Raw genomic sequence first — 25,839 nt, 5'->3', positions numbered from 1 at the left:
AGAAACTTGACCTGGAACGGACGGGACGCCTCATGGGGGCCAAGAGGGACGCCAAGGGGGCGGTCACGACGGCCATCCGGCGTCGGCCTTGAACCGGCCAAACGGCTGATCCGACTATTAGGCGGCGGTCGCACGAGCGGCGCACTTGTCGTGCAGGCGGGAATTGGGATGATGAGCCGGCTTTCGAGACTTTCCGCGGCCCTGTTGGCGGTCGCCTTTGTCGCATCGGCGGCGCCCGCCCAGGCTGAAAAGCGCGTCGCGCTTGTGATCGGCAACAATGATTACAGGAACGTGCCCAAACTGCAGAAGGCGGTCAACGACGCCCGCACCATGGGCGACACGCTGAAGCAGCTCGGTTTCAACGTCATGGTGGCGGAGAATTTGAACCGGCAGGCGTTCTCCGAGACGCTGCTCGCCTTCGACCGCGCCGTCGAACCCGGCGACACCGCGTTCTTCTTCTATGCCGGTCACGGCTTCGAGATCGCGGGCCAGAATTTCCTGCTGCCGACCGACGTGCCGGCCGCCACCGAAGGGCAGGAGGAGCTGGTGCGCGACGCCTCGGTTCTCGCCGACCGCATCATCGAGCGGTTGCAGAACAAGAAGGCGCGGACCTCGATCCTGGTGTTCGACGCCTGCCGCAACAATCCGTTCGAGCGGGCCGGCACGCGCGCCGTTGCCGGCGGCGGCGGCCTCGCGCCGATGACGCAGCTGCCCGAAGGCGTGTTCTCGGTATTCTCGGCGGGGCCGCGCCAGACCGCGCTCGACCGGCTGTCGAACGACGACGCCAATCCCAATTCGGTGTTCACGCGAACCTTTGCCAGGGAATTGCTGCGGCCCGGCGAAAACCTCGTGCAGGTCGCGCAGCGCACGCGGCGTCTGGTCAGCGAGATGGCCGAGACCGTGAAGCACAAGCAGATCCCGGTCTATTTCGACCAGATGGTCGACGACGTCTTCCTGAACGGGATCGCGAAAGCGCCGGCCGAGGCGGCCAAGCCGTCGGCTCCGCCGCAGCAGGTGGCCGCGCTGCCGCCGGTCTCGGTGCCGAAGCTGCCGAAGGAGGATTCGATCAACGCGCCGATCGCGAGCTTCTCGCGGCACAATGGCGGCTGGACCGTCGTGTTCTCGATCGCCGATCCGACGCTCGGCATCTCCTGGCGGATCGGCGACAGCGGCGATTTCCGCGAAACCGGCTTCATGGACACGCTCGATCCGCGCACGCGCAAGCGGATGCCCAATCCGTCGATCGAGCTGCCGGCCGACGCGCCGGCGGCGACGATCGAGATTCGCTATGTCGATACGCAGGGCGAGATGCAGGGGCCGTTCCCGATCAAGTTCAATCCCGACGCTGCGCTGATCCGCGACCAGCGCAAGATCCTCGACATGACCGCGACGAGCTGGCTGTCGTTCCGCGAGTTCAAGGGGTTGCTCGTCTACTATACGCATCTGATGTCGTATCGCTGCGCGATCCGCGAGGTGCGGATCGGCATCGACACCGCGGTACCGGACAAGGTGTTGAAGATGCCAGCCTGCAATTCGCGCGATCCGAGCGCAATCCCGTCCGACGCGCAGCCCTATCTGAAGCTCGCGCCGCAGACCAAGTCGGTTTCGGTGGAGCTGACCTACCGCGATGGCAGCGTGTCGGAAATCAAGACGTTCAGGCGATAGCACAGCATCCTTGTCATCCGGTCTGCGTTAGAGTCGGCGCCCGAGAGGCGAGGCAGCGATGAGGACGGCATCATGGATGCAGGCAATCCGGCAGCGCCGAAGACGCGTCAGATGAAGGTGCGCTGCTGCGTGGTCGGTGGCGGGCCGGCCGGCATGATGCTCGGCTATCTGCTCGGGCGCGCCGGGGTCGATGTCGTGGTGCTGGAGAAGCACGCCGACTTCTTCCGCGACTTCCGCGGCGACACCGTGCATCCGTCGACCCTGCAGGTGATGGACGAACTCGGTCTGATCGACGGCTTCCTGAAGCTGCCGCACCAGGACATCCAGAAGCTCGAAGGCATGTTCGGCGGCACCTCGGTGCGGATCGCCGACCTCAGCCGCCTCAGCGTCAAATATCCTTTCATCGCGATGATGCCGCAGTGGGACTTCCTCAATTTCCTGCGCGAGAGCGGCAAGCGTTTCCCCTCGCTGCAGGTTCTGATGAGCGCCGAGGCGACCGACCTGATCCGGCGCGGCGACGCTGTTGCAGGCGTCCACGTGAAAACGCCTGATGGCCCCGTCGAGATCGAGGCCGATCTCACGATCGGCTGCGACGGCCGCCATTCGATCGTGCGCGAGCACGCCGGCCTCGACGTCGAGGAGATCGGCGCGCCGATGGACGTGCTGTGGTTTCGCGTCGGGCGGCGTCGGGAAGAGACCGAGAATTTGTTCGCCCGCATCGACGACGGCAAGATGATGGTGACGTTCGACCGCGGCGACTATTGGCAGTGCGCCTATGTGATCGCCAAGGGACAGTACGAGGCCGTGAAGGCGAGGGGATTGCCGGCGCTGCTCGACGATGTGCTGCGGCTCGCGCCGATCCTCAAGGCCGGCATTGCCGACGTGAAGAGTTTTGACGACGTCAAGCTGCTTACGGTTGCGATCAATCGCCTGACGCGCTGGACCCGTCCTGGCCTGCTCTGTATCGGCGACGCCGCGCACGCGATGTCGCCGATCGGGGGTGTCGGCGTCAACCTCGCGGTGCAGGACGCGGTCGCGAGCGCCAACATCCTGGCGGCCAAGCTCGCAGCTGGCTGTCCGCCGGAGGACGAGCTCGATGCCGTGCGGCGGCGCCGCGAATTCCCGGTCCGGGTGACGCAACGCATGCAGGTGATCGCGCAGAACAACATCATCAGCGCTGCGCTGAAGGGCGGCGATCAACCGGTGCCGTTCGCGTTGCGGTTGATCACCGCGATGCCCTGGCTGCAAGGGCTGACGGCGCGTCTTGTCGCGATCGGGGTGCGGCCGGAGCACGTCCATTCGCCGGCGGCGCGCTGAAGCGGCCCGCGTGCCGGCGAACTTCTCCCGGGCCAACCGGACGCGAAGGCCCCGGCGTTGTGCCGGGGCCTCTGCGTCTCAGGCCATGACCGAATAGCCGCCGTCGACGGGGATCGCGGTGCCGGTGACGAAGTCCGACGCCGGCGAAGCCAGGAACACGGCGATGCCCGCGAAGTCGTCGATGGCTCCCCAGCGGGCCGCCGGCGTGCGTGCGAGCACGCGCTCGTGCAGCCCGGCGACCTGCTGGCGCGCGCCCTTCGTCAGATCGGTGTCGATCCAGCCGGGAAGGATGGCGTTGACCTGGATGTTGTCGGGGGCCCAGGCGTTGGCGCAGGCGCGGGTGTACTGCACGATGCCGCCCTTGCTCGCGGCATAGGCCGCGGCGAAGCTCGCGCCGAAGATCGACATCATCGAGCCGATATTGATGATCTTGCCGCGGCCCGAGGCCTTGAGCGCCGGATAGGCCGCCTTCGAGCACAGGAAGGCGCTGGTGAGGTTGGTGTCGATCACCTTGCTCCACTCGTCGAGCTCGAGCTCGTGCGGCGGCTTGCGGATGCTCATGCCGGCGTTGTTGACGAGGATGTCGATCCGGCCGAACTCGCCGATGACCCGCTCGACCATCGCGGTGACCGCGGCCTTGTCGGTGACGTCGGTTGCCACCGCGATCGCCTTGACGCCCGCTTGCCGAGTTCCTCGACGGCGGCTTTCGATTTCGCCTCGTTGCGGCCGACCACGGCAACCGCCGCGCCGGCATCCGCCAGGCCGCGCGCCATCCCGAGCCCGATGCCGCCATTGCCGCCGGTGACGATCGCGACCCTGCCCGAGAGATCAAACTGTCCGTTTCTCATTGTTGTTGTCCGCTGTGGTTTGAATCCGGTCGCGAGAGTGCCCGATCGCCACAGCGCTGACCAGATCGGGCGCGGCCGGTCGGCCCTGCACCGCGAGGGGGGGGCGCGAGCTTGTTCTGGGAGACGTTCGGGCAACAAAAAAGCCCCGGACAATGCCGGGGCTTTTCGTCTGCCAGGTCAGCAGGGATCAGTACTCAGCTCAGTACTTGGCAACAACCGGACCGGTCCAGTTGAAGCGGTAGACCAGCGAGGTGCTGATGGTCTGGACGAGCGGCTTGAAGGTGATGTCGCGGCCGTTAGAGATGTTGGTGACGTCGGCGAGTTCCGAGATGTTCTTGTTGTCGTAGTAGGCAGCCCGGTACTCGGTCTTCATGAACCAGCCCGGCGCGGTGATGCCGAAGATGTTCAGGTTGTTCTCGACGCCGCCGCCGACGAACCAGCCGCTGCGATCGAAGCCGTCGGTGTGTCCACCCACCGGGAGAGCAGTGGCGGTGTTGAACAGCGTGGTGCCCTTCCAGTGCGAGTTGGAATAGCCGGCGTTGACGTAGGACAGAACGTTCGGAGCGACCAGATAACCGAGGCGCGCACCGGCGGCCCAGCTGTAGTCGTTCTTGATGTTGCCGGCGATTCCGAGGCCCTGATCCTGGATCGTGCCCTTCAGGCTGCCGAACTGGCCGTCGGCGAACACGCCGATCACCCAGCTGTTGGCGGTCTGCCAGTCATAGCCGGCACCGACAGTGCCGTACCAGCCGTCGCCACCCTGGCGCTGGTTGAAGCCGAGGATCGGCGCGCCCGTGACGGTCGACTGGACGCCGGTGTCAGCGTCCCAGACGCCGCCGCCGCCGCCGCCGAAGATGTAGAAGCCGGTCCAGCTCGGAGCGACTGCGATCGGGGCCGGAGCCTTGGTGTAGGGGCGGGCAGCCAGGTCGGCAGCCGACGCGGTACCCGTCATCGCAGCAACCGCGGTCAGAGCGAGCAAAATCTTCTTCATTTCCAAATCCTCGACTTTAGCGTTCGATCGGGTCGCTGACGGGAGCGCGATCGCACCGATTCCCGAAACTCATATTAGGACTATACGTGGTTACGCCGCAAATGCTGTTGCGGGTGAGACACAACCGCTCGAAAAGGAAACCGCAGGCGCTCTCCGAAAGGGCGAATGAAAAACGGCCGCCCCGATCTGGGGGCGGCCGGAAAATCATTTCAAATCAGTTGGTTGGGCCTTAAACGTCGAGCAGATCGTCGCTTGCGAATTCGGCCTTGTCGGAGATGAAGGCAAAGCGGGCTTCCGCCTTGGTGCCCATCAGCCGCTCGACCGAGTCGGCAGTGCCCTCGCGATCGTCGGCAAGCAGCACCACGCGCAGCAGCGTGCGCTTGGCCGGGTCCATCGTGGTCTCCTTCAGCTGCGCCGGCATCATCTCGCCGAGGCCTTTGAAGCGATTCACCTCGACCTTGGCGTTGGCGTTGAATTCACTCTTGAGCAGCTCTTCCTTGTGGGCGTCGTCGCGGGCGTAAACCGACTTGGTGCCGTGCTTCAATTTGTAGAGCGGCGGCACCGCCAGATAGAGATGTCCCTCGTCGATCAGCCGCGGCATCTGCCGGTAGAAGAAGGTGATCAGGAGCGATGCGATGTGGGCGCCGTCGACGTCGGCGTCGGTCATGATGATGATGCGCTGATAGCGCAGATCCTCTTCGCGGTAGTGCGCGAGCGTGCCGCTGCCGATCGCCTGCACGAGATCGGAGAGCTGCGCGTTGGCGGTCAGCTTGTCCTTGCCGGCGGACGCGACGTTGAGGATCTTGCCGCGTAGCGGCAGCACGGCCTGCGTCTTGCGATCGCGTGCCTGCTTGGCGCTGCCGCCGGCCGAGTCGCCTTCGACGATGAAGAGTTCAGAGCCTTCGGTGCCGGCATCGGAGCAATCCGCGAGCTTGCCGGGAAGGCGCAGCTTCTTGCCGGCGGTCTTGCGCGCGGTTTCCTTCTCCTGGCGGCGGCGCAGCCGTTCCTCGGCGCGATCGATCACGAAGTCGAGCAGCCGGTTGGCCTGGTTCGGATTGCCCGACAGCCAGTGGTCGAACGGATCCTTCATCGCCTGTTCGACGATGCGCTGCGCTTCGGCGGTGGCGAGGCGATCCTTGGTTTGGCCCTGGAATTCAGGCTCGCGCACGAACACCGAGAGCATCACGGCCGCGCCCACCATCACGTCTTCCGAGGTGATCGAGGCCGCGCGCTTGCCCTGACCGGCGCGCTCGGCGTGGTCCTTCAAGCCGCGCAGCAGTGCGCTGCGCAGACCCGATTCATGCGTACCGCCATCGGGCGTCGGCACCGTGTTGGTGTAGGACGACAGAAAGCCGTCGGCATCGGCCGTCCAGGCCACCGCCCATTCGCAGGCGCCATGCGCGCCGCTGCGGCCGGATTTGCCGGAGAAGATATCCTGATGCACCAGCGTGTCGGCATGGATCGCCGCGGCCAGATAGTCCTTCAGGCCGCCAGGGAAGTGGAACTTGGCTTCCGCCGGGATGTCTTCGACGCCCTTCAGCAGCTCCTGGTCGCAGCGCCAGCGGATTTCGACGCCGCCGAACAGATACGCCTTCGAGCGCGTCATCTTGAACAGACGCTGCGGCTTGAAGGCCGCCTTGGCGCCGAAAATATCGGTGTCCGGTTTGAAGCGGATGCGCGTGCCGCGGCGGTTGTTGATCTTGCCGAGGTCTTCGAGCTTGCCCTTGGGATGGCCGCGCTCGAAGGTCATGCGGTGCAGCTGCCCGCTGCGCGCGACCTCGACCTCGAGCCGTGAGGAGAGGGCATTGACCACGGAGACGCCGACACCGTGCAGGCCGCCCGAAGTCTCGTAGACCTTGGAGTCGAACTTGCCGCCCGAATGCAGCGTGCACATGATGACTTCGAGCGCCGACTTCTTCGGGAATTTCGGATGCGGATCGACCGGGATGCCGCGGCCGTTGTCGGTCACGGTCAGGAAGCCGTCGGTGGTCAGCTCCACGTCGATGAAGGTGGCGTGGCCGGCGAGGGCCTCGTCCATGCAGTTGTCGATCACCTCGGCGAACAGGTGGTGCAGCGCCTTTTCGTCGGTGCCGCCGATATACATGCCGGGCCGCCGGCGGACCGGTTCCAGCCCTTCCAGCACCTCGATATCAGCCGCCGTATAGCCGGCTTCGGCAGCTCCCGTGGGCCGGGAAGCAGCCTTCGCCGGGGCGCGTCCCTTCGGCTCCGGGGCACCGAACAGATCGTCGGCAGATTTACTTTTGGTGTTTGATTTCAGTGGTTTGGACATGGTTCTTCAAGTGGTGCGCCGGTCTGGGCGCAGCGAATCGGTTGCTCTGACTATGCCACGGATGGGCTGCCAAATGGGGACGGCCGCGCCGTTAGGGCCCGGCCGCCTGAATAGTTAGGAGCCTGCGATTACGCCCGCGAGGTGCGGAATACAACGACCGTGAACAGGGCCATGGCGACGACCACCATCAACGATCCCACGATCGGCGCCGCCTCGAACGCAGGACCCTTCAGCAACACCGCGGCCACGCCGGCCGGAAACAGGATGCCGCCGACGATATGCAGCCAGCCCTGGATCCTGGCGAGCAACATGGTACCTGCCGCCGGCACCAGCCGGTAGTAAAGGCCGAACAGGAACAGCAGCACGCCGCCGACCAGATTGAGATGGGCATGCGCCGGCCCCAACGTGAAGTCGTGCTGGATACCCATAACGATGCCCGCGAGCATTCCGAACAACAGGACGAGAACGCCGACGCACATCATCAGTGACCCGATCATCCAATGATTCCCTATGAGGGAGGTGCCGGCCTTACCGGAAATCACGTTTGATCCCCGCCTTTGTGACTTGATGTCACGCAATGGGCTAGCTTACCTGTTCTTAGGCTGTGTGCCGCTACAAAGGTTCATTCGGTTTTCAACGCAGCGGAGGGCACTCGACGAGATGGAAGACTTTGCGCGGGCCCTGGCCGAATTCGTCCGCCATCACCAGGCTTGGGCCGCTCCGATCGTCATGCTGCTGGCGTTCGCTGAATCGCTCGCCTTCATCTCGTTGCTGGTGCCCGCCTGGGGTGCGCTGATCGCGATCGGCGCCCTGATCGGCGTCAGCGGGATCAGTTTCTGGCCGATCTGGATCGCGGGCGGCATCGGGGCCGCGCTCGGCGACTGGGTCTCCTACTGGTTCGGCTATCGCTACAAGGAGCACGTTGCCCAGATGTGGCCGCTGTCGCGCTATCCGGAGATCCTGCCGCGCGGCGAGGCCTTCGTGAAATCCTGGGGCGTGCCCAGCATCTTCATCGGCCGCTTCTTCGGCCCGCTGCGGGCCTCGGTGCCGCTTGCGGCCGGCATATTCGAGATGTCGTACTGGCAATTCCAGATCGCCAATTTCGTCTCCGCCCTAGTCTGGTCGGCGGCGCTGCTGCTGTTCGGCGACGTCATTGGCCAGGTCGTCGAGTGGATGTGGCGGGTGGTGTAACGACTTCAGGAATATCGCTACGGTGCAGGGGTTAGGCGGAAGAACAATTGCTTGCACAACCGTCTTCGCACGAGTGTCAAAACGCTGAGCAAAACTCACCGCGGCAGACGTGGCTCCGCCGGGCGCATCAACGTTTTACTGGAAGGACAACAGATGGAATTGACACGACGTCACGCTCTCGCAGGCGCGGCCGGCATCGCCGCCGCACCGTTGTTGCCTGCCGTTCCCGCGGTAGCCGCCGCGCCCGCCGCCGACAAGCAGGCGCCGAGCTTCTATCGCTACAACGTCGGCGACATCCTGGTCACCGCGGTGTCCGACGGCAAGAATGTCTTCAAGCTGGAAGATTCCTTCATCCCGAATGCGAAGCGGGACGATGTCAACGCGGCGCTGGAGAAGGCGTTCATGCCGCGGGACATGGTGTCGATCTGGTACGCGCCGCTCGTGCTCAACACCGGGGGCAAGCTGGTCGTGATCGACACCGGCAACGGCGCGCTGGCGAAGGCCAGTTCGAAGGGAGCCAGTGGCCAGTTCGCCGACAATTTCGTCGCGGCCGGTTTCGATCCCAAGAACGTCAACATGGTCGTGATCTCGCATTTCCACACCGACCACGTGAACGGCCTGCTGACGGCCGAGGGCACGCCGGCGTTCCCGAATGCCGAAGTGCTGGTGCCGGCGACCGAATGGAAGTTCTGGATGGACGACGGCGAGATGAGCCGGGCGCCGGCCGGCCGCATGCAGGGCCTGTTCAAGAACAACCGCAATATCTTCGAGGCCGGCCTGAAGAAGAAGGTCACGCCCTACGAGTGGGGCAAGGAGATCGCACCGGGCCTGACCTCGGTCGAGACCGTCGGCCACACGCCGGGCCACACCTCTTACGTGCTGGCTTCGGGTCCGGACAAGGTCTTCATCCAGTCCGACGTCACCAACAATCCGAACCTGTTCGCGGCCAATCCGGGCTGGCATGCGTTCTTCGACCAGGACGGCGACGTGGCGGAGAAGACCCGCCGCCGCATCTATGACATGGTGGTTGCAGAGCGGCTCCAGGTGCAGGGCTATCACTATCCGTTCCCGGGCCTCGGCAATGTGGTGAAGGACGGCAACGGCTACCGCGTCGTGCCGGCGCCGTGGAATCCGGCGATCTGAACGGTTTTCCTTGACGCAAATCGGGCGCGGCCTTATAGCCGCGCCCATGATCAACGCCGCGACCATCATCATCGCCCGCCGCCGCCGCATTCTCGCGGTATGGGCGGTCGCTCGCGTTTAAGACCATCGCCTCTGCCGCCGGATCTCCTCCCGCGGCGCTCTCCTGAAAAAAGACACGCGGTTCGATTTGGCGGCTCCTTCGTCACGCAGGAGTTTCGACCATGTATACGCCACCGCCCTTCAAGCCTGACCGCGCCGCGAGCCTCGGCTTTGCGGAAGCGCGCGGTTTCGGCATCGCCTGCGCGTGGGACGGCGGCAAGCCGATCGCCTCCGCGCTGCCGTTCTATTTGAGCTACGCCGCCGACGGCACGCCGCGGGCGCTGTTTCATGTTGCCCGTCACAATCCGCTGGTAAAGCTGGCACACGGGGGCCCTTGGCTGCTGGCCGTCACCGGCGCGGATGCCTATGTGTCGCCGGGCTGGTATGTGTCGCCCGATCAGGTGCCGACCTGGCTCTATCAGGCCGTTCATCTGACCGGGCCGGTGCGGACCCTGTCGGATGAGGAACTTGCGGCTCAGATCGACGCACTGAGTGCCAAGTTCGAGGACCGGCTGTTGCCGAAGAAGCCCGGGACTTCAAGTAACTGGACGTCAGGCAAGATGACAGCCGCGCGGCTCGATGCCATGAAGAAGGCGATCGTGGGCCTTGAGATGACGGTGGAAGAGGTGGAGGGCAGCTTCAAGCTGAACCAGCACAAATCCGAGACCGACTACGCGGCGGTCGCAGGTCACCTTGCCGCGCAGGCGGATGCCGGCGCGCAACAGATCGCGCATCTGATGCGGCAGGCGCGGCCGGATGTTTTTGCTATCGAAACGAACGAGCTCGAAAGGAGCATGCCATGACCGTCACCGACACCAATCAGCCGAAAACCAAGAGCGGTGCGGCCAAGGCCACCGTGTTCGTCGACGGCGCATCCGGCACCACCGGCCTCGGCATCCAGGAGCGGCTGCACGCGATCGGCGACGTCGCGGTGAAGCACATCGCCGACGATAAGCGGAAGGATGCAGGCGCCAAGCGCGCGCTGATGGAGGAGGTGGATCTCGTGATCCTCTGCCTGCCTGACGAGGCCGCCAAGGAAACGGTCGCGCTGATCGACACGATGGGCAATTCGGCGCCGAAGGTGCTCGATGCGTCGACCGCCTATCGCGTCGCGCCCGACTGGGCCTACGGTTTCGCGGAGCTCGCGCCCGACCAGGCCGACAAGATTCGCAACGCGCAGAAGGTCTCCAATCCGGGCTGCTATCCGACCGGTGCGATCGCGCTGCTGCGGCCGATCGTCGATGCCGGCCTGCTGCCGGCGGATTATCCCGTCACCGTCAACGCGGTGAGCGGCTATTCGGGCGGCGGCAAGTCGATGATCGCAAGCTTTGAGGACGGCTCGGCGCCGGCCTTCGAGCTCTATGGCCTCGGCTTTGAGCACAAGCACGTGCCGGAGATGCAGCTTTACTCGCATCTGACGCGGCGGCCGATCTTCATCCCGTCGGTCGGCAACTACCGGCAGGGCATGCTGGTCTCGGTGCCGCTGCAACTCGACACGCTGCCGGGCAAGCCGACCGGTGCTGACCTGCAGGCTGTTCTGGCGAAGTGGTACGCCGGCAGCAAATACGTCTCGGCGATGCCGCTGCAGAACGAGGCCAGCAAGGGTGGGCGGATCGAGCCGGAGGCACTCAACGAGACCAACCAGCTCGAGCTTTATGTGTTCGCCAGCGACAAGCACCGCCAGGCCGTGCTGGTTGCCCGGCTCGACAATCTGGGCAAGGGCGCCTCGGGTGCCGCGGTGCAGAACATGCGGCTGATGCTCGGGCTGGCCGACACCTGACGGCGAGGCGCGCATCGTGGACGACGCCACGCTGCAATTCTACCGGCGCAATGCCGAGGCCTATGCCGGGTGGGCGAAAGCCCCGTCCACCCGGCTGATCGGCTTTCTCAAGCTGCTGCCGCCGGGCGGCACGATCCTCGAACTCGGCTGCGGCGCCGGCAATCATGCCGCGGTCATGCTCGCCGAAGGTTTTGTGCTGCGTGCGACCGACGGTTCCCCCGAGATGGCGGAAGTCGCCGCGCGCCGCATCAATCATCCGGTCGAGGCGATGCTGTTCGACGAACTCGAGGATCTCGACACCTATGACGGCGTCTGGGCCAGCGCCTGCCTGCTGCATGTTCCGCGCGACGAATTGGCAGGCATCCTCCGCCGCATCCATCGGGCGTTGAAGCCGGGGGGCATCTTCTACGCGAGCTACAAGATCGGCCATGGCGACGGTCGCGACAGCATCGGCCGTTACTACAACTACCCCTCGCCGGAATGGCTGCAGGCGACATACGCGTCCGCCGGGCGATGGACGGAGCTGTCGTCCGACACCAGCGAGATCAAGAGCTTTGATGAAGCGCCCGCTACGATGCTGCATGTCGTCGCGCGCAAGGGCGAAGACTAAACCTGTTCGCTCACTCCGGCAGTAGGACACCACCATGAGCATTCGCGTCGGCATTGTCGGGATCAGCGGTTTTGGCGGCGGCGAGGCAATGCGCCTGGTCGCGAGCCACCCGTCTTTCGAGCTCATCTACGCCGCGGGCGAGGGCAGCGCCGGCAGCCGGTTGGTGGACCGCTTCCCCGGTGTGCCGGCGAAGCTCTCCGAGCTGGTGATCGAGAAGTGGGATCCTGTGACCCTGCCGAAGCTCGACGTGCTGTTCGCCTCGCTGCCCACGGGCGCCTCGGGTGAGGCGCTGGCGCGCGTCCCCAAGGACGTGAAGATCGTCGACATCGGCGGCGACCACCGCTACGTCGAGGGTTGGGCGTACGGCCTGGCCGACGTCTGGCCGGCCGAGATCGAGGGTCAGACCCGCGTCGCCAACCCCGGCTGCTTCCCCGCGGCGACGCTGAACGCGCTGGCGCCGCTATTGGTCAACAAGCTGATCGAGCCTGGCAACATCGTGATCGACGTCAAGACCGGCATCTCCGGCGCCGGCCGGGGCGGTGCCGACAGTAAGTTCGGCTACGCCGAGAGCAACGAGAACTTGCTGCCCTACGGTCTGCTCCAGCACGTCCACATGCCCGAGATTGCCAAGACGATCGAACGGCTGAGTGGCGGTAGCGCGGCCGGGCTCGTGTTCACGCCGCACTTGGTGCCGATGACCCGCGGCGTACTTGCCACCATTTATTGCCGCGGCCGCGCCACTACGGGCCAGTGCCTTGACGCCGCCCGGCGCTTCTACGCCGGGCGGGCGTTCGTCCGCGTGACCGACAAGCCGCCGCAGACCAAATGGGCTACCGGCTCGAACCTCGCGTTCGTTAGTTATGCGGCCGATCCGGAGCGCAACCTGGTGATTGCGATGGGCGTGGTCGACAATCTCGGCAAGGGAGCGGCCGGCCAAGCCGTGCAGAATGCGAACCTGATCTGCGGCCTGCCAGAAACCGCGGGACTGGACGGCGTACCCGTTTGGCCGTGAGATCGTTTGCGAGTCCGTGCCGTCCCGTCGTTTGCCTTCGATCTCAAAGAAATGAGTTCCGACCCTAGCTTCGGCCGGCGCGGCTGTGCCGCGACCGGCTGGAATTTTGCGGTTCAGAGAGCCTTGAAGATCGCCAGCGCCAGCACCGCCTGGGCGAGGAAGCCGACCGTGAAGGCCAAGGTGCGGAACACCGGCAGGCCGAGCGTGTAGACGATCAGATGCGCGACGCGGGCCCAGAAATACACGGCGCAGGCCAGCACCGTCCATTTGGTGGAATAGTCGGCCGCGTTGAGGATCAAGACCAGCGGCGCGAAGATCACGAGGTTCTCGACCGCGTTGTCATGGGCGAACATCAGCCGGTTGGCCCATTCGGCGTGCGGCTTGTCGTTGCGCGATGGGTTGGCCATGGCGCCGGAGAGGCCGCGCACCTGGCAACGGTTGATGATGTAGGGAATCCATAGCAGCCCGGTCAGGATCACCGTCAGCGACAGCCAGAACAGTTCGCGCGTCATCGTCTCCCCCTCACGTGAATTCGATTCCCGACCGTCGGGACCATCTGTTTATAGCTGAGCGGAAGACCTGGCGCTACGCGAACACTTGGCGCTACGCGCGGACGCGGACGTAGCTGCCCGGGGCGTCCTCGAGCACGGGCGTCCCATTCGCGCCCACAATGCGCGCCGGCACCGTCTCCGGATCATGGCTTTCCAGCCAGGCGCGCCAGTCGGGCCACCACGATCCCTTGTGTTCCTCGGCGCCCTTCAGCCAGTCGGCGAGCTTCATGTCCTTGATGTTGTCGTTGGTCCAGTACTGGTACTTCTTCGCCGCGGGCGGATTGACCACGCCGGCGATATGGCCGGAGCCGGACAGCACATATCTCACCGGGCCGCCGAAAAACTGCGAACCGTAGAGCACCGATTCCGCCGGCGCGATGTGATCCTCGCGTGCCGCGAGGTTGTAGACCGGCACCTTCACCTTCGACAGATCGAGCAGCGTGTTGTCGAGCACCATCGTTCCGGTCGACAGCCGGTTCTCCAGATAGCAGTTGCGCAGATAGTAGGAGTGGTTCGACGACGGCATCCTCGTCGCGTCCGAATTCCAGTGCAGCAGGTCGAACGAGGAGGGCGGCTGGCCCTTCAGATAATTGTTCACGACATACGACCAGATCAGGTCGTTCGAGCGCAGCATGTTGAAGGCCATCGCCATCTTGCTGCCCTCGAGCACGCCGGATTCCTGCATGTCGCGTTCCAGCGCCGAGATCTGGTCCTCGTCGACGAACACCAAGAGGTCGCCGGCATGGGTGAAGTCGACCTGCGCGGCAAAGAACGTCGCCGACGTCACGCGCTGGCGGCGCTTCTCGGCGAGATAGGCCAGCGTCGAGGCGAGCATGGTGCCGCCGACGCAATAGCCGGCAGTGTGCACCTTCATCTCGCCGGTGACCTTCTCGATCACGTCCATCGCCGCGAGCGGGCCTTCGGTCATGTAGTCGGCCCAGGTCTTCTTGCCGAGCTCCTTGTCCGGGTTGACCCAGGAGATCAAGAACACCGTGATGCCTTGGTCGACGCACCATTTGACGTAGGATTTCTCGGGGCGCAGATCGAGGATGTAGAACTTGTTGATCCATGGCGGCACGATCAGGAGCGGCGTGCGCAGCACGTTCTCGGTCGCCGGCGAATACTGGATCAGCTGCATCAGCTCGTTCTGGTAGATCACCTTGCCCGGCGTCGTCGCCATGTTGACGCCGACCTCGAGGTTGCTCGAATCGGATTGGCGGATCCGCAGCGTGCCGCGGCCGGCCTCGATATCCTCGGCCAGCATCTTCATGCCGCGGACCAGATTGTCGCCATTGGTTTCGACGGTGGCGCGCAGCACTTCCGGATTGGTCAGCACGAAATTCGACGGCGCCAGCGCGTTGGTGATCTGCTGGACGTAGAATTCGGCCTTCTTGCGGGTATGCGGATCGATTCCGTCGGCGTCGTGGACCAGCTGCTGCGCCCACTTCGCGGTCAGCAGATAAAGCTGGAGGATGAAGTCGAAGAACTGATTCGACTTCCACTCCGGATCCTGGAAGCGCTTGTCGCGCGGGGCCGGCACGATCGCCGGCTTGGCGTCGGCTTCGCCGGCCATGCGGCGCACGGCTGATCCCCAGAGATCGAGGTAATCCTTGCCGAGCTGCATCTGCAGCGACGAGGCGCGTTCCTTGTCGGCCAGCCAGTACTCGGCGATCACGCTGAAGGTCTTGATGACCTCACCGAGCTCGTTCGGCGGCTTGTCGCGGACTTCCCCGGTCTGGCGCGGCTTGAGATAGGCTGCCAGCGCCTGGCCGCTGCTCTCCATCGCCCGCGCGATGTTCATGGCGAAGGCTTCGGCGTTGAATTTCGGGGCGGCTTGGGTGTCGGTACTGACGTTGCTCATCTGAGGGACAATATCGCTTCGTTTCGAGGGCGTCATCGCGCGGTGCGGCAAGGAAAATCAGTCAAAAGCCGATGTTTCGCTCTGTTGCGGTGCGATAAAAAAATCGTTGTTCCGTCATATTGAAGCCTCAGGGGTCGCATTTGGTGTTCACGCTTTAAGCGTTTCGGGCGACAATGGTTTGAAACGGCTGAAGTCAGGATTAATGCAGCAGGGACGCTGCAAGGCTCGTACCAGTGCGACCCGTGTCGGCAATGTGCGACGTGCGCGCTAGCTTGTTGGGGACAATTCGGCGCATGCCGATCGATCGAATGAACAGGGGGCTCGCGGCCGCAGCGCTGCTCGTGTCGATGCTGGCGCTGAGCGGCTGCTCGAGCACGATCGCCGACATGGCCATGCCGGCCGATGCACCGGCGCGGCAAAAGGATGCCAACGGCTACCTCCCGGTGCACGATATTCCGCCCGACCGCGCCGATCCGACGATCAAGCCGGCGGATCAGGCCAAGATCGAGCAGGAGCTGATTGCCGCACGCGCTCGCCAGGCTCAGGCCTCGACGGCCGCCCAAAGCGGGAAGTGAGCGCGCGACATTGGCCGATCAGCGCTGGCGCTGCCCGGCGTCCGTGCTAAAAGAAACCCAATTCAACCGCAGATCCGGCCGCTGTCCCCAGACCGTGCGCCTGAATTCGCTCTAAATCATTGATTCAGTGCGATTTCTGTAAGAGGCCGAGCCGGCTTCCGCAAGTCAAGCAAGGGGGACGATTCTGGCATTGCGGTTGTCGGAGCAAGGGTCCCATGGAAGATTTTTACCGCATTCGCCGCCTGCCGCCTTACGTCTTTGAAAAGGTCAACCAGGCCAAGGCGGCCGCGCGCAATGCCGGGGCCGACATCATCGACATGGGCATGGGGAACCCGGACCTGCCGACCCCGCCCCACGTCATCGAGAAGCTCAAGGAGACGCTGGGCAAGCCGCGGACCGACCGCTATTCGGCCTCCCGTGGCATCAACGGCCTGCGCAAGGCCCAGGCCGCCTATTATGGGCGCCGCTTCGGCGTCAAGCTGAACCCCGATACCCAGGTGGTTGCGACACTCGGCTCGAAGGAGGGGTTTGCCAACGTTGCGCAGGCGATCACCGCGCCCGGTGACGTGGTGCTGTGCCCGAATCCGAGCTACCCGATCCATGCGTTCGGCTTCCTGATGGCGGGCGGCGTGATCCGCTCGGTGCCGTCGGAGCCGACGCCGCAGTTCTTCGAGGCGGTCGAGCGGGCGATCCAGCATTCGATTCCGAAGCCGATCGCGCTGATCGTCTGCTATCCGTCGAACCCGACCGCCTATGTCGCGGACCTCGACTTCTACAAGGATCTGGTCGCGTTCGCGAAGAAGCACGACATCTTCATCCTGTCCGATCTGGCCTACGCGGAAGTCTATTTCGACGAGAACAATCCGCCGCCGTCGGTGCTGCAAGTCCCCGGCGCGATAGACGTCACCGTCGAATTCACCTCGATGTCGAAGACATTCTCGATGGCCGGCTGGCGCATGGGCTTTGCGGTCGGCAATGAGCGCATCATCGCCGCCCTGGCGCGGGTCAAATCCTATCTCGATTATGGCGCCTTCACGCCGGTCCAGGTGGCGGCGACCGCCGCGCTGAACGGCCCCGACGACTGCATCCGCGAGATGCGCGACACGTACCGCAAGCGCCGCGACGCGCTGGTTGAGTCATTTGGCCGCGCCGGCTGGGACATTCCGCCGCCGCAGGCCTCGATGTTCGCCTGGGCGCCGCTGCCCAAGGCGTTCGAGGCGGTCGGCAGCATGCAGTTCGCGACCCTGATGGTGGAGAAATCCGGCGTCGTGGTGTCGCCGGGCGTCGCGTTCGGCGAGCATGGCGAAGGCTATGTCCGCATCGCGATGGTGGAGAACGAGCAGCGCATCCGGCAGGCTGCGCGCGGCGTACGCCGCTTCCTTGAAAGCGGCATCGAAACGTTGCACAACGTCGTTCCTCTCGCCAACCGGCGCTAATCCTTCCAGGTTGCTTAATCTCCAGGTCCCTTAAATCCATGGTCGCACCCCTGAACGTGGGCATAGCGGGGCTCGGCACCGTCGGTGCCGATGTCGTCCGCCTCATCGAAACGCAAGGACGGGCGCTGGCCGAGCGCAGCGGCCGCGGCATCCGCGTCGTCGCCGTCACCGCGCGCTCGAAAGCCAAGAAGCGAGGCCTCGACCTGCGCGGCATCGCCTGGGCGAAGAGCCCGCAGGCGCTGGCCGAAGATCCCAATATCGACTGCTTCGTCGAATTGATGGGCGGTGCCGGCGATCCCGCGCTCTCCGCGATCGAAACCGCGCTGAAGGCCGGCAAGTCGGTCGTGACCGCCAACAAGGCGCTGATCGCCAAGCACGGACTGCGGCTTGCCGCCGCCGCCGAGAAGCACGGCGGTGCGCTGAATTTCGAGGCCGCGGTCGGCGCGGCGATCCCGGTCATCAAGACGCTGCGCGAGGGCCTCGCCGGCACCAGCGTCAACCGCGTCTACGGCATTCTCAACGGCACCTGCAACTACATCCTGACCCGGATGGAGCAGGAGGGTTTGTCGTTCGAAGAATGCCTGAAGGACGCCCAGCGTCTGGGCTATGCCGAAGCCAACCCGTCATTCGACGTCGATGGTCACGATACCGCGCAGAAGCTTGCGATCCTGGCGAGCCTCGCCTTCGGAACCAAGGTCGCGGAAAGCGCGGTCTATGTCGAAGGCATCTCCTCGATCACGCCGGAAGACCTCAAGGCCGCCGCGGAACTCGGCTACCGCGTCAAGCTGCTCGGCGTTGCCGTGCGCACGGCAAAGGGCATCGAGCAGCGCGTGCACCCGACCATGGTGCCGAAATCATCCTCGATCGCGCAGGTGATGGGCGTGACCAACGCGGTGGCGATCGACGGCGAGGGCATTCCGCCGATCACGCTGGTCGGGCCCGGCGCAGGTGGCGGTGCGACCGCCTCGGCCGTGGTCGCCGACATCGCCGACGTCGCCCGCGGCATTCGTGCCAAGCCGTTCGGGCGTCCGGTGGAGCGGTTGCGCGACACCACCAAGGCGCCGATGGAACGCCACGAGGGTGGCTACTATATCCGCCTGATGGCGCGCGATCTTGCAGGCACTGCCGCAACAATCGCCACCCGGCTCGCGGAACAGAAGATATCTCTGGAGTCCATCGTGCAACGGCATCCGGATGGCGTCGATGTGAACGGTGCGGCCAAAAAACCTTCACCGGTCCCGGTCATTCTGATTACCTACGCGACCAGCGAGGATGCGGTGCATCGTGCGCTCGCCGCAGTGCAGCGCGATAAGGTCATCAGCGGCCGGCCGCAGGTGATCCGGATCGAGAAAAACTAACGCATGACCTGAACGGGTCGGGCGTGAGACGATTGATGCGGGCAGGCTGGCCTGTCCCCGAGGCTTTAAGGAGTACGCCGATGTCGACCCATATTTCCGTTCCGCCGCAGATGCTGCTCGAGCGCATCCTGACGCTCGAAATCGTGCGCGTGACGGAGCGCGCGGCGGTTTCGGCCGCGCGGCTGCGCGGCCACGGCCAGGAGAAGGCCGCCGACAAGGCCGCGGTCGACGCGATGCGGCGCGAGCTCAACAAGCTGCCGATCGAGGGCACCATCGTGATCGGCGAGGGCGAGCGCGACGAGGCGCCGATGCTGTTCATCGGCGAGAAGGTCGGGCTCAACGCCGGCCCCAAGGTCGATATCGCCGTCGACCCGCTCGAGGGCACCACGCTGTGCGCCAAGAACATGCCGGGCTCGATCGCCACCATGGCGATGGCCGACGGCGGAACGCTGCTGCACGCACCCGACGTCTACATGCAGAAGATCGCGATCGGCCCGGGCTACGCCAAGAACGTGATCGAGCTCGACGCGCCGCCCGCCGACAACGTCCGCCGGCTCGCCAAGGCCAAGGGCGTCGATCCCAGCGCCATCAACGTGCTGGTGCTCGACCGTCCGCGCCATGCCGACATCATCAACGGCGTGCGCTCGACCGGCGCTGCCGTGCAGCTGATCACCGACGGTGACGTCGCCGGCGTCATTCACTGCGCCAAGCCCGATGAGACCGGCGTCGACATGTATATCGGCACCGGCGGCGCGCCCGAGGGCGTGCTGGCGGCGGTCGCGCTGCGCTGCATCGGCGGCCAGATGCAGTGCCGCCTGATCCTCGATACCGAGGAGAAGCGCGCGCGCGCGCACAAGATGGGCGTCACCGATCCGAAGATGATCTACGGCATCGAGGATCTGGCGAGGGGCGACTGCCTGTTTGCCGCCACGGGCGTCACCACCGGCTCGCTGCTCTCAGGCGTGAAGTTCAAGAAGGACGTGATCGAGACCGAGACCGTCGTGATGCGCTCGGTCACCGGCACCGTGCGCTACATCAAGGCCGAGCACCGCCAGCTGGAGAAGTTCCATCTGGATTGATGACGGCTGTCGTTCCGGGGCGATGCGCAGCATCGAACCTTAGATGCGCAGTTGCGCGTCGGGGAAGCTCGAGATTCCGGGTTCGCGCTCACACGCGCCCCCGGAATGACGCAACAAGAACAACAAGGGGAGGCACCCATGTCCGATCTGTCCGGCGTCAAGGCACTGGTGTTCGACGTGTTCGGGACCGTGGTCGACTGGCGCACCAGCTTGATCAACGACTTCACCAAATGGGGCGAGACGCGCGGCATCAAGGCCGACTGGACGGCGCTGGTCGACGGTTGGCGCGCGGTCTATGCGGCCTCGATGGACGAGGTGCGCAAGAACCCGCAGAACGGCTACGTCATCCTCGACGTCCTGCACCGCCGCTCGCTGGAGAAGCTGGTCGCACAGTTCGACATCAAGGGCCTCACCGAGGCCGACCTGCACCACCTGACGCTGGGCTGGCATCGCCTGCACGGGTGGCTCGACAGCGTCGCCGGGCTGACCCGGCTGAAGACCAAATACATCATCTCGCCGCTGTCGAACGGCAACGTCGCGCTGCTCACCAACATGGCGAAATTCGCAGGCCTGCCCTGGGACCTCGTGATGTCGGCCGAACTGTTCGAGCACTACAAGCCGGACCCGGAAACCTATCTCGGCGCGGCAAAGCTGCTCTGCCTGCCGCCGGAGCAGGTGATGATGGTTGCCGCGCACAATTACGACCTGAAGCACGCGCAGAAGCACGGCCTGAAGACGGCGTTCGTCGCGCGGCCGACCGAATACGGCCCGCTGCAGAAAGTCGATTTCGAGGCCACCGGCGCGTGGGACATCGTGGCCAAGGATTTCGGGGAAATCGCCACCCGGATGGGCTGCTAGAACTGGTCTGCTATTCATTGAAGCGCTACGATTCCTGCCCGAAGCGTCGGTTCTGATTGGATCAGAGCCGACGCCCTAGATTTGTCTTGACGTGTTGCCGTCACGCGAACCGCTGTCCACTTCGCTCGAAAACGCTCTGGCTCCAGAAGGGATCATGACGCTCCACGCATCCGCACTGCCCGTCGAGGCGCCACAGGCGTTCCTCGGCGTGGCGCGGTCGCTGACCGGAAAACTCTGGCGCGACCGGCTGGACGCGCGCGGGGCGGCGCGGGCGCTCGCGATCGTGCAGCGGCACAATCTGCCGGAAATGCTGGCGCGTGTGCTGGCCGGCCGCGGCGTCGCGATCGACGAGGTTGCCGACTTCCTCGACCCGACCATCCGCAAGCTGATGCCTGATCCCCACACGGTCACGGAGATGGAGACCGCTGCCAAGCGGATCGCGGATGCCGCGGTTCGCGGCGAGAAGGTCGCGATCTTTGGCGACTATGACGTCGACGGCGCGACCTCGGCGGCGCTGCTGACCTGGCATCTGCGCCATTGCGGGCTGGATCCGCTGATCCACATTCCTGACCGCATCTTCGAAGGCTACGGTCCGAATGTCGACGCCGTCAGCGCCCTGGCGGCAAAGGGTGCGACGCTGCTGGTCACGGTCGATTGCGGCACCACCAGCATCGAGCCGTTGGCGGAAGCCAAGAAGCTCGGCATGTCGGTCGTGGTGGTCGATCATCACCAGACCGGCGATGAGTTGCCCGAGGTCGACGCCCTGGTGAATCCGAACCGGCCCGACGATCTCTCGGGCCTTGGCCACCTCGCGGCCGTCGGCCTGGTGTTCGTCACATTGGTCGCGGTGAACCGCGAGCTGCGCCTGCGCGGCTTCTGGACCCGCGAGATGCCGGAGCCCGACCTGCTCAGCGTGCTGCATCACGTCGCGCTCGGCACCGTTGCCGACGTCGCGCCGCTGATCGGGCTGAACCGGGCCTTTGTCGCCAAGGGCCTGATCGCGATGCGCCGCCGCGACCATGTCGGCCACACCGCGCTGATGGATGTGGCGCGGCTCAATGGCCCGCCGGAGGCCTGGCATCTCGGCTTCATGCTGGGCCCGCGCATCAATGCCGGCGGCCGCATCGGGCGCGCCGATCTCGGCGTGCGGCTGCTGCTCGAGGGCGATGTCTCGGAGGCCGCGCGGATCGCGGCCGAGCTCGATCGCCTCAATGCCGAACGGCGGGTGATCGAGCAAGCGGCCGAGGCGCAGGCCGAAGCCGAAGCGCTGGCCTCGCTTGGGCTCGAGGACAAGGGCGCGGTGATCGTCACCGCGGCGGAAGGCTGGCATCCCGGCGTGGTCGGGCTGGTCGCGGCGCGGCTGAAGGAGAAGTTCGCACGGCCGGCCTTTGCGATCGCGCTCGAGCCGGGCGGCATCGGCACCGGATCGGGCCGCTCGATCGGCGGTGTCGATATCGGCAAGGCGGTGCGGCAGGCGGTGCACGACGGTCTGTTGATGAAGGGCGGCGGGCACGCGATGGCGGCCGGCGTCACGCTGCGCAAGGAGAAGCTCGCCGAATTCCGCGCCTACATGGAGAGCGCGCTGGCGGCCGACGTCGCCAACTCGCGTCACGAGAACGAGCTGTTCATCGATGGCGCCGTAACCGGGCGCGCGGTGACGCCGGAATTCGCCGCGACGCTCAATCGCGCAGGGCCGTTCGGTGCCGCCAATCCCGAGCCGGTGATCGCGCTGCCGTCACATCAGCTGGTCTATGCCGACGAGGTCGGGCAGGCGCATTTGCGGCTGCGCTTCAAGTCCGGCGATGGTTCCATCGTTAACGGTATCGCATTCCGCTCGGTCGGACAGAAGCTCGGCAGCGCCTTGACGCAAAATCGCGGCCAGCAATTGCACGTGGCGGGCTCTCTTGCAGTCGACCGTTGGCAAGGCACCGAACGTGTGCAATTCCGTGTGCTCGACGTCGCGGTACCGGATCAGGGCCCGACGGTGATCAAATAAGAAACGTTGGGAGTGGACATGGCAGGACAGGTTGAAGGCAAGGTCGCGCTGGTGACCGGCGGCGCGTCGGGCATCGGCGAGGCGATCGTCGAATTGTTCGCGCAGGAAGGCGCGACGGTTGTTGCGACCGACATCGACGAGTTGAGAGGACCCGAGCTCGCCGCGCGGCTCAAGAAGGCTGGTCGCGAGGTGATCTTCCTGCCGCAGGATGTCACCAGCGAGGAGCGCTGGATCGAGGTTATCGCCGACATTGGCAAGCGCTATGGCCGCCTCGATATCATGGTCTCCAACGCCGGCATCGGCATCGGGGCGCCGTCGATTGTCGAGATGTCGCTCGCGGACTGGCGCCGGCAGACCGCCATCAATCTCGATGGCGTATTCCTGTCGGTGAAGCATTCCCTGCCGCTCATGCGCAAGCATGGCGGCGGCTCGATCATCATGATGTCGTCGCTGGCAGGACTGCGCGGTGCGGCGACGCTCTCCGGCTACAGCGCGACCAAGGGCGCGGTGCGGCTGTTCGCCAAGTCGATCGCGATGGAATGCGCGCAGGTGAACGACGGCATCCGCGTCAACTCCGTGCATCCCGGCATCATCGACACGCCGATCTGGGGCAAGATCCCGACCGGCGCGACGGGCGCCGGCCAGAACGCGCCGATCGATCCGGAGGAGCGCGCAAGGTTCGCCACGCCGCTCGGCCGCGCCGGCCAGGCGATCGAGATCGCGCAAGGCGTGCTCTACCTCGCTTCGGACGCATCGCGCTACGTCACCGGCAGCGAGCTCGTGATCGACGGCGGCATGAATGCCGGTGCGGCAACCGAAATAGTCTCCGTCGTTGCGAGGAGTTGAGCGGAGCATTTGCATCCCAACCGTCGTCGTCCCTGTGTGACGCGCTGTTTCGAGTGACACCCCTGGGCAATTCCGGGATTGACTGGGATCGGGCGAGAAGTGACGAGTTCGCAAGGGCAACCAGTATCGGTTGGGAAAGCCGACGCGCGAATTCAGAAGTCTTGCTGGCCGGTGACGACCAAGTCGCCGTCCGAAGAAACAGCGGCCCACTGTTCTTCAGTGAGTTCGGAGACCTTGCTTGCGAAGCGCGAGGTCACGTATGGCGTCGATCCGACGCTGACTGGCGCGACCGATGCGATCCTCGCGCAAAACGTCTCGATCCGTCCGATGGAAGGTCAGGACGTCAATCGTAACCTTTGTAGTGCGAGACGATGCAGGCAAAATAGTTGGATGGTTCGCCTGCGAGCAACTCGGCTTCGTGAGTTCATATCGGCTTTTGACCGTTAACGGTCATCCCACGCAAAAGCACTTGACGCCTCGCTCATCCAATCTAGTATCCAATCAGATGTTTGATGGGGATGGGGTCCCCCGACAACCGCCGTGAGGCTGATGGCTCCTACCAGGACGCAGGGCGTCGGTAGGAGCTTATTTGTTCCCAGCAGCGCCTGAGAAAGAGCGCATAATGGCTGGACTTCCTAGCTCCTTAGCAATCGCGATTTGGTTTGTGGCCGCACTGTGGGTCGTCGGTGCGCTAGCCTACTACTTTGAAGATTCCGCTGAAGTTGTTTGGTTGACGCTATTCCTTGGAATGGGCGTCACCTTGGCGGAATGGCGTCTCAGTAGGGATAGAAGATGACGCCTGAATTGGAGGAACCGCAACAAACTCAAGGGGGCCGGCATGCTCAGTGAACCTGCACGTATGGCGAACGCTCGCGAACACAACTCGTGGTCACGAGCGTTTGCGCTGCTGTGGTTGGCACTGTCTCTAGCTGTCTTTGGTGGTGCTTATGCGCTTGCCGAGGCGAGTGAAATGTCCAACTCGAACCGCACTCTGATGTTCATAATGCTCTGCACCATCATCCTGACTAATGCCATTTGGCAGGCCGCAGGGTTGGCCCTCACTCGGCTCGAAAATTTGATCCTTCCTCGTGGTGAAAGCTCCGGGAAGCCATGACTGAAATCTGGACCCTTGCTGCCCTGTGGCTCGGCCTCGCTCTCATGGCCACATTGCTGTCTATCTGGCTGCGCATCGCGACTGCTCTGTCGGAAATCGTCGTTGGTACCATAGCCCAACTGGTGATTGGTGCCATTATTGGCGCAGCTATGCTTGGCACCGACCAGACCTGGGTGAAGTTCTTGTCGGGGACAGGCGCAATCCTCCTTACGTTTCTTGCGGGTGCTGAACTCGATCCAGCCGTTTTTCGTGAACGTTGGAAGGAGGCAGGTGCGGTTGGCCTAATTAGTTTCTTCGTTCCGTTCGTAGGATGTGCCTTTGCGGCTCGGTACCTGCTCGGCTGGGACCCTATGGCCAGTTGGCTTGCGGGAGTCGCAATGTCTACGACCTCCGTTGCGGTGGTGTATGCGGTGATGCTCGAATTTGGCTTCAATGGCACCAACTACGGCAAGGTAGTACTCGCGGCGTGTTTCGTCACTGATCTTGGTACGGTGCTGGTGCTGGGCCTCATCTTTGCACCGTTCACGCTGAAAACTCTGGTTTTTGTCGGAGTTTGCGTCGCCGTTCTCGTGCTCCTACCTTGGGTAACTGCGCAGTTCTTCCGCTTGTACGGCAATCGCCCTTCTGAACTCGAAACGAAGTATTTGCTGCTGCTGCTGTTCGCGCTTGGCGGACTTGCGAGTTGGGCCGATAGCGAAGCTGTGCTCCCGGCCTACCTTATTGGGATGATCCTCGCAGGGAGCGTCGGCAAGGATCACATTCTGATCCGAAGGCTGCGTACCTTGTGTTTCGGATTTCTAACGCCGTTCTATTTCATCCGAGCTGGATCCTTTGTTTCGGTACCAGCCCTGATCGCGGCACCTGCAGCATTTCTTGTGATGCTTGCGGTCAAGCTGGTCACCAAAATAATCGGCGTCTATCCGGTTACTCGCGCATTCGGTTCACCGCATAAGGATGCGATGTACACCACTCTCTTGATGTCAACAGGACTGACATTCGGCACCATTTCGTCGTTGTTTGGACTGTCACACGGCATCATCAGTCAGGCGCAGTATTCGGGGCTAGTTGCAGCCGTGGTCGGCAGTGCCGTCGTCCCGACCCTAATTGCCAACGCGTTCTACCTTCCGCGCCATTTTCTAAACAATTCAGCGAACAGGATCAAAGCGGAAGGCTCGGTGCCGTCCGGCGTCCCAGAAGCGCACAAAGCCTAGGAGGGAAT

The 25,839-nt window shown here is 64.3% G+C and carries 22 protein-coding genes, 1 pseudogene and 1 riboswitch; of the genes and pseudogenes, 17 read left to right on the top strand and 6 right to left on the bottom strand.

From position 1 onward, the window contains the following. Positions 1 to 168 precede the first annotated feature (168 nt). Together ACVW1C_RS01915 and ACVW1C_RS01910 are read left to right on the top strand one after the other, a co-directional pair. On the top strand, positions 169 to 1,665 hold the full coding sequence (locus tag ACVW1C_RS01915; RefSeq protein ID WP_456756929.1) for a caspase family protein: 1,497 nt from the start codon (positions 169 to 171) through the stop codon (positions 1,663 to 1,665). Between the two features lie 72 nt (positions 1,666 to 1,737). Then, a complete protein-coding gene (locus ACVW1C_RS01910) occupies positions 1,738 to 2,982 on the top strand; it encodes an FAD-dependent oxidoreductase (RefSeq protein WP_456756928.1) in 1,245 nt (414 codons plus the stop codon). A 78-nt stretch (positions 2,983 to 3,060) separates the two neighbouring features. Here the strand turns inward: ACVW1C_RS01910 and ACVW1C_RS01905 are convergent. The 4 genes and pseudogenes from ACVW1C_RS01905 to ACVW1C_RS01890 all read right to left on the bottom strand — a co-directional run bounded on the left by ACVW1C_RS01905 (position 3,061) and on the right by ACVW1C_RS01890 (position 7,608). Continuing rightward, a pseudogene (locus ACVW1C_RS01905) lies at positions 3,061 to 3,830 on the bottom strand (SDR family NAD(P)-dependent oxidoreductase). A 199-nt stretch (positions 3,831 to 4,029) separates the two neighbouring features. Continuing rightward, a complete protein-coding gene (locus ACVW1C_RS01900; RefSeq protein ID WP_456756927.1) occupies positions 4,030 to 4,821 on the bottom strand; it encodes an outer membrane protein in 792 nt (263 codons plus the stop codon). Between the two features lie 229 nt (positions 4,822 to 5,050). After that, complete coding sequence (gene parE / locus ACVW1C_RS01895; protein ID WP_456756926.1) at positions 5,051 to 7,111, bottom strand: DNA topoisomerase IV subunit B; 2,061 nt, start codon at positions 7,109 to 7,111, stop codon at positions 5,051 to 5,053. 128 nt (positions 7,112 to 7,239) lie between these two features. Next, the gene (locus ACVW1C_RS01890) at positions 7,240 to 7,608 is read right to left on the bottom strand and encodes a hypothetical protein (RefSeq protein ID WP_456756925.1); all 369 of its coding nucleotides are present in this window, start codon (positions 7,606 to 7,608) and stop codon (positions 7,240 to 7,242) included. Positions 7,609 to 7,771: 163 nt separating this feature from the next. Between ACVW1C_RS01890 and ACVW1C_RS01885 the strand changes: the two genes are divergently transcribed. From ACVW1C_RS01885 to argC (ACVW1C_RS01860), 6 genes are all read left to right on the top strand, one after another. Next, positions 7,772 to 8,302: a DedA family protein gene (locus ACVW1C_RS01885; protein ID WP_456756924.1), complete on the top strand. Its 531-nt coding sequence runs from the start codon at positions 7,772 to 7,774 to the stop codon at positions 8,300 to 8,302. Between the two features lie 153 nt (positions 8,303 to 8,455). Continuing rightward, entirely contained in the window at positions 8,456 to 9,445 is a 990-nt protein-coding gene (locus ACVW1C_RS01880; RefSeq protein ID WP_456756923.1) for an MBL fold metallo-hydrolase, read from the top strand. Between the two features lie 221 nt (positions 9,446 to 9,666). Next, entirely contained in the window at positions 9,667 to 10,347 is a 681-nt protein-coding gene (locus ACVW1C_RS01875) for an FMN-binding negative transcriptional regulator (RefSeq protein ID WP_456756922.1), read from the top strand. Beyond that, on the top strand, positions 10,344 to 11,324 hold the full coding sequence (gene argC / locus ACVW1C_RS01870) for an N-acetyl-gamma-glutamyl-phosphate reductase (protein WP_456756921.1): 981 nt from the start codon (positions 10,344 to 10,346) through the stop codon (positions 11,322 to 11,324). The genes ACVW1C_RS01875 and argC (ACVW1C_RS01870) overlap by 4 nt, the downstream gene beginning before the upstream one ends. Before the next feature lie 16 nt (positions 11,325 to 11,340). Continuing rightward, the gene (locus ACVW1C_RS01865; RefSeq protein ID WP_456756920.1) at positions 11,341 to 11,934 is read left to right on the top strand and encodes a class I SAM-dependent methyltransferase; all 594 of its coding nucleotides are present in this window, start codon (positions 11,341 to 11,343) and stop codon (positions 11,932 to 11,934) included. Positions 11,935 to 11,968: 34 nt separating this feature from the next. Continuing rightward, positions 11,969 to 12,946, top strand: a complete 978-nt coding sequence (argC, locus tag ACVW1C_RS01860; protein ID WP_456756919.1) for an N-acetyl-gamma-glutamyl-phosphate reductase — start codon at positions 11,969 to 11,971, stop codon at positions 12,944 to 12,946. A 113-nt stretch (positions 12,947 to 13,059) separates the two neighbouring features. On the opposite strand, the gene ACVW1C_RS01855 is transcribed toward argC (ACVW1C_RS01860), so the two are convergent. Both ACVW1C_RS01855 and ACVW1C_RS01850 read right to left on the bottom strand, forming a co-directional pair. Continuing rightward, on the bottom strand, positions 13,060 to 13,458 hold the full coding sequence (locus ACVW1C_RS01855; RefSeq protein ID WP_176531588.1) for an MAPEG family protein: 399 nt from the start codon (positions 13,456 to 13,458) through the stop codon (positions 13,060 to 13,062). 91 nt (positions 13,459 to 13,549) lie between these two features. After that, positions 13,550 to 15,358 (bottom strand): PHA/PHB synthase family protein, encoded by a 1,809-nt coding sequence (locus ACVW1C_RS01850; RefSeq protein WP_456756918.1) that lies wholly within the window; start codon positions 15,356 to 15,358, stop codon positions 13,550 to 13,552. Positions 15,359 to 15,651: 293 nt separating this feature from the next. Here ACVW1C_RS01850 and ACVW1C_RS01845 point away from each other — a divergent pair, with 293 nt between their 5' ends. The 9 genes from ACVW1C_RS01845 (at position 15,652) to ACVW1C_RS01805 (ending at position 25,831) form a co-directional block, all read left to right on the top strand. Further along, a complete protein-coding gene (locus tag ACVW1C_RS01845; RefSeq protein ID WP_456756917.1) occupies positions 15,652 to 15,933 on the top strand; it encodes a hypothetical protein in 282 nt (93 codons plus the stop codon). Positions 15,934 to 16,148: 215 nt separating this feature from the next. Further along, positions 16,149 to 17,369: an LL-diaminopimelate aminotransferase gene (locus ACVW1C_RS01840; protein ID WP_456756916.1), complete on the top strand. Its 1,221-nt coding sequence runs from the start codon at positions 16,149 to 16,151 to the stop codon at positions 17,367 to 17,369. Between the two features lie 38 nt (positions 17,370 to 17,407). Beyond that, positions 17,408 to 18,727 carry a homoserine dehydrogenase gene (locus ACVW1C_RS01835; RefSeq protein WP_173643386.1) on the top strand — a complete coding sequence of 440 codons (1,320 nt, stop codon included), beginning with the start codon at positions 17,408 to 17,410 and terminating at the stop codon, positions 18,725 to 18,727. An 80-nt stretch (positions 18,728 to 18,807) separates the two neighbouring features. Then, positions 18,808 to 19,806 carry a class II fructose-bisphosphatase gene (glpX, locus tag ACVW1C_RS01830; protein ID WP_173643387.1) on the top strand — a complete coding sequence of 333 codons (999 nt, stop codon included), beginning with the start codon at positions 18,808 to 18,810 and terminating at the stop codon, positions 19,804 to 19,806. A 138-nt stretch (positions 19,807 to 19,944) separates the two neighbouring features. Then, on the top strand, positions 19,945 to 20,664 hold the full coding sequence (locus ACVW1C_RS01825) for a haloacid dehalogenase type II (RefSeq protein WP_456756915.1): 720 nt from the start codon (positions 19,945 to 19,947) through the stop codon (positions 20,662 to 20,664). A 154-nt stretch (positions 20,665 to 20,818) separates the two neighbouring features. After that, positions 20,819 to 22,660, top strand: a complete 1,842-nt coding sequence (gene recJ, locus ACVW1C_RS01820) for a single-stranded-DNA-specific exonuclease RecJ (protein ID WP_456756914.1) — start codon at positions 20,819 to 20,821, stop codon at positions 22,658 to 22,660. Positions 22,661 to 22,678: 18 nt separating this feature from the next. Next, the gene (locus ACVW1C_RS01815) at positions 22,679 to 23,506 is read left to right on the top strand and encodes a glucose 1-dehydrogenase (protein WP_456756913.1); all 828 of its coding nucleotides are present in this window, start codon (positions 22,679 to 22,681) and stop codon (positions 23,504 to 23,506) included. A 505-nt stretch (positions 23,507 to 24,011) separates the two neighbouring features. After that, positions 24,012 to 24,072: riboswitch (Fluoride riboswitch) on the top strand. A 272-nt stretch (positions 24,073 to 24,344) separates the two neighbouring features. Then, on the top strand, positions 24,345 to 24,620 hold the full coding sequence (locus ACVW1C_RS01810) for a hypothetical protein (RefSeq protein ID WP_456756912.1): 276 nt from the start codon (positions 24,345 to 24,347) through the stop codon (positions 24,618 to 24,620). Further along, positions 24,617 to 25,831: a cation:proton antiporter gene (locus tag ACVW1C_RS01805; protein ID WP_456756911.1), complete on the top strand. Its 1,215-nt coding sequence runs from the start codon at positions 24,617 to 24,619 to the stop codon at positions 25,829 to 25,831. The genes ACVW1C_RS01810 and ACVW1C_RS01805 overlap by 4 nt, the downstream gene beginning before the upstream one ends. Positions 25,832 to 25,839 lie beyond the last annotated feature (8 nt).

The organism is Bradyrhizobium sp. USDA 4011, assembly GCF_054063415.1.
This window is presented reverse-complemented; position numbering and strand designations above follow the sequence as displayed.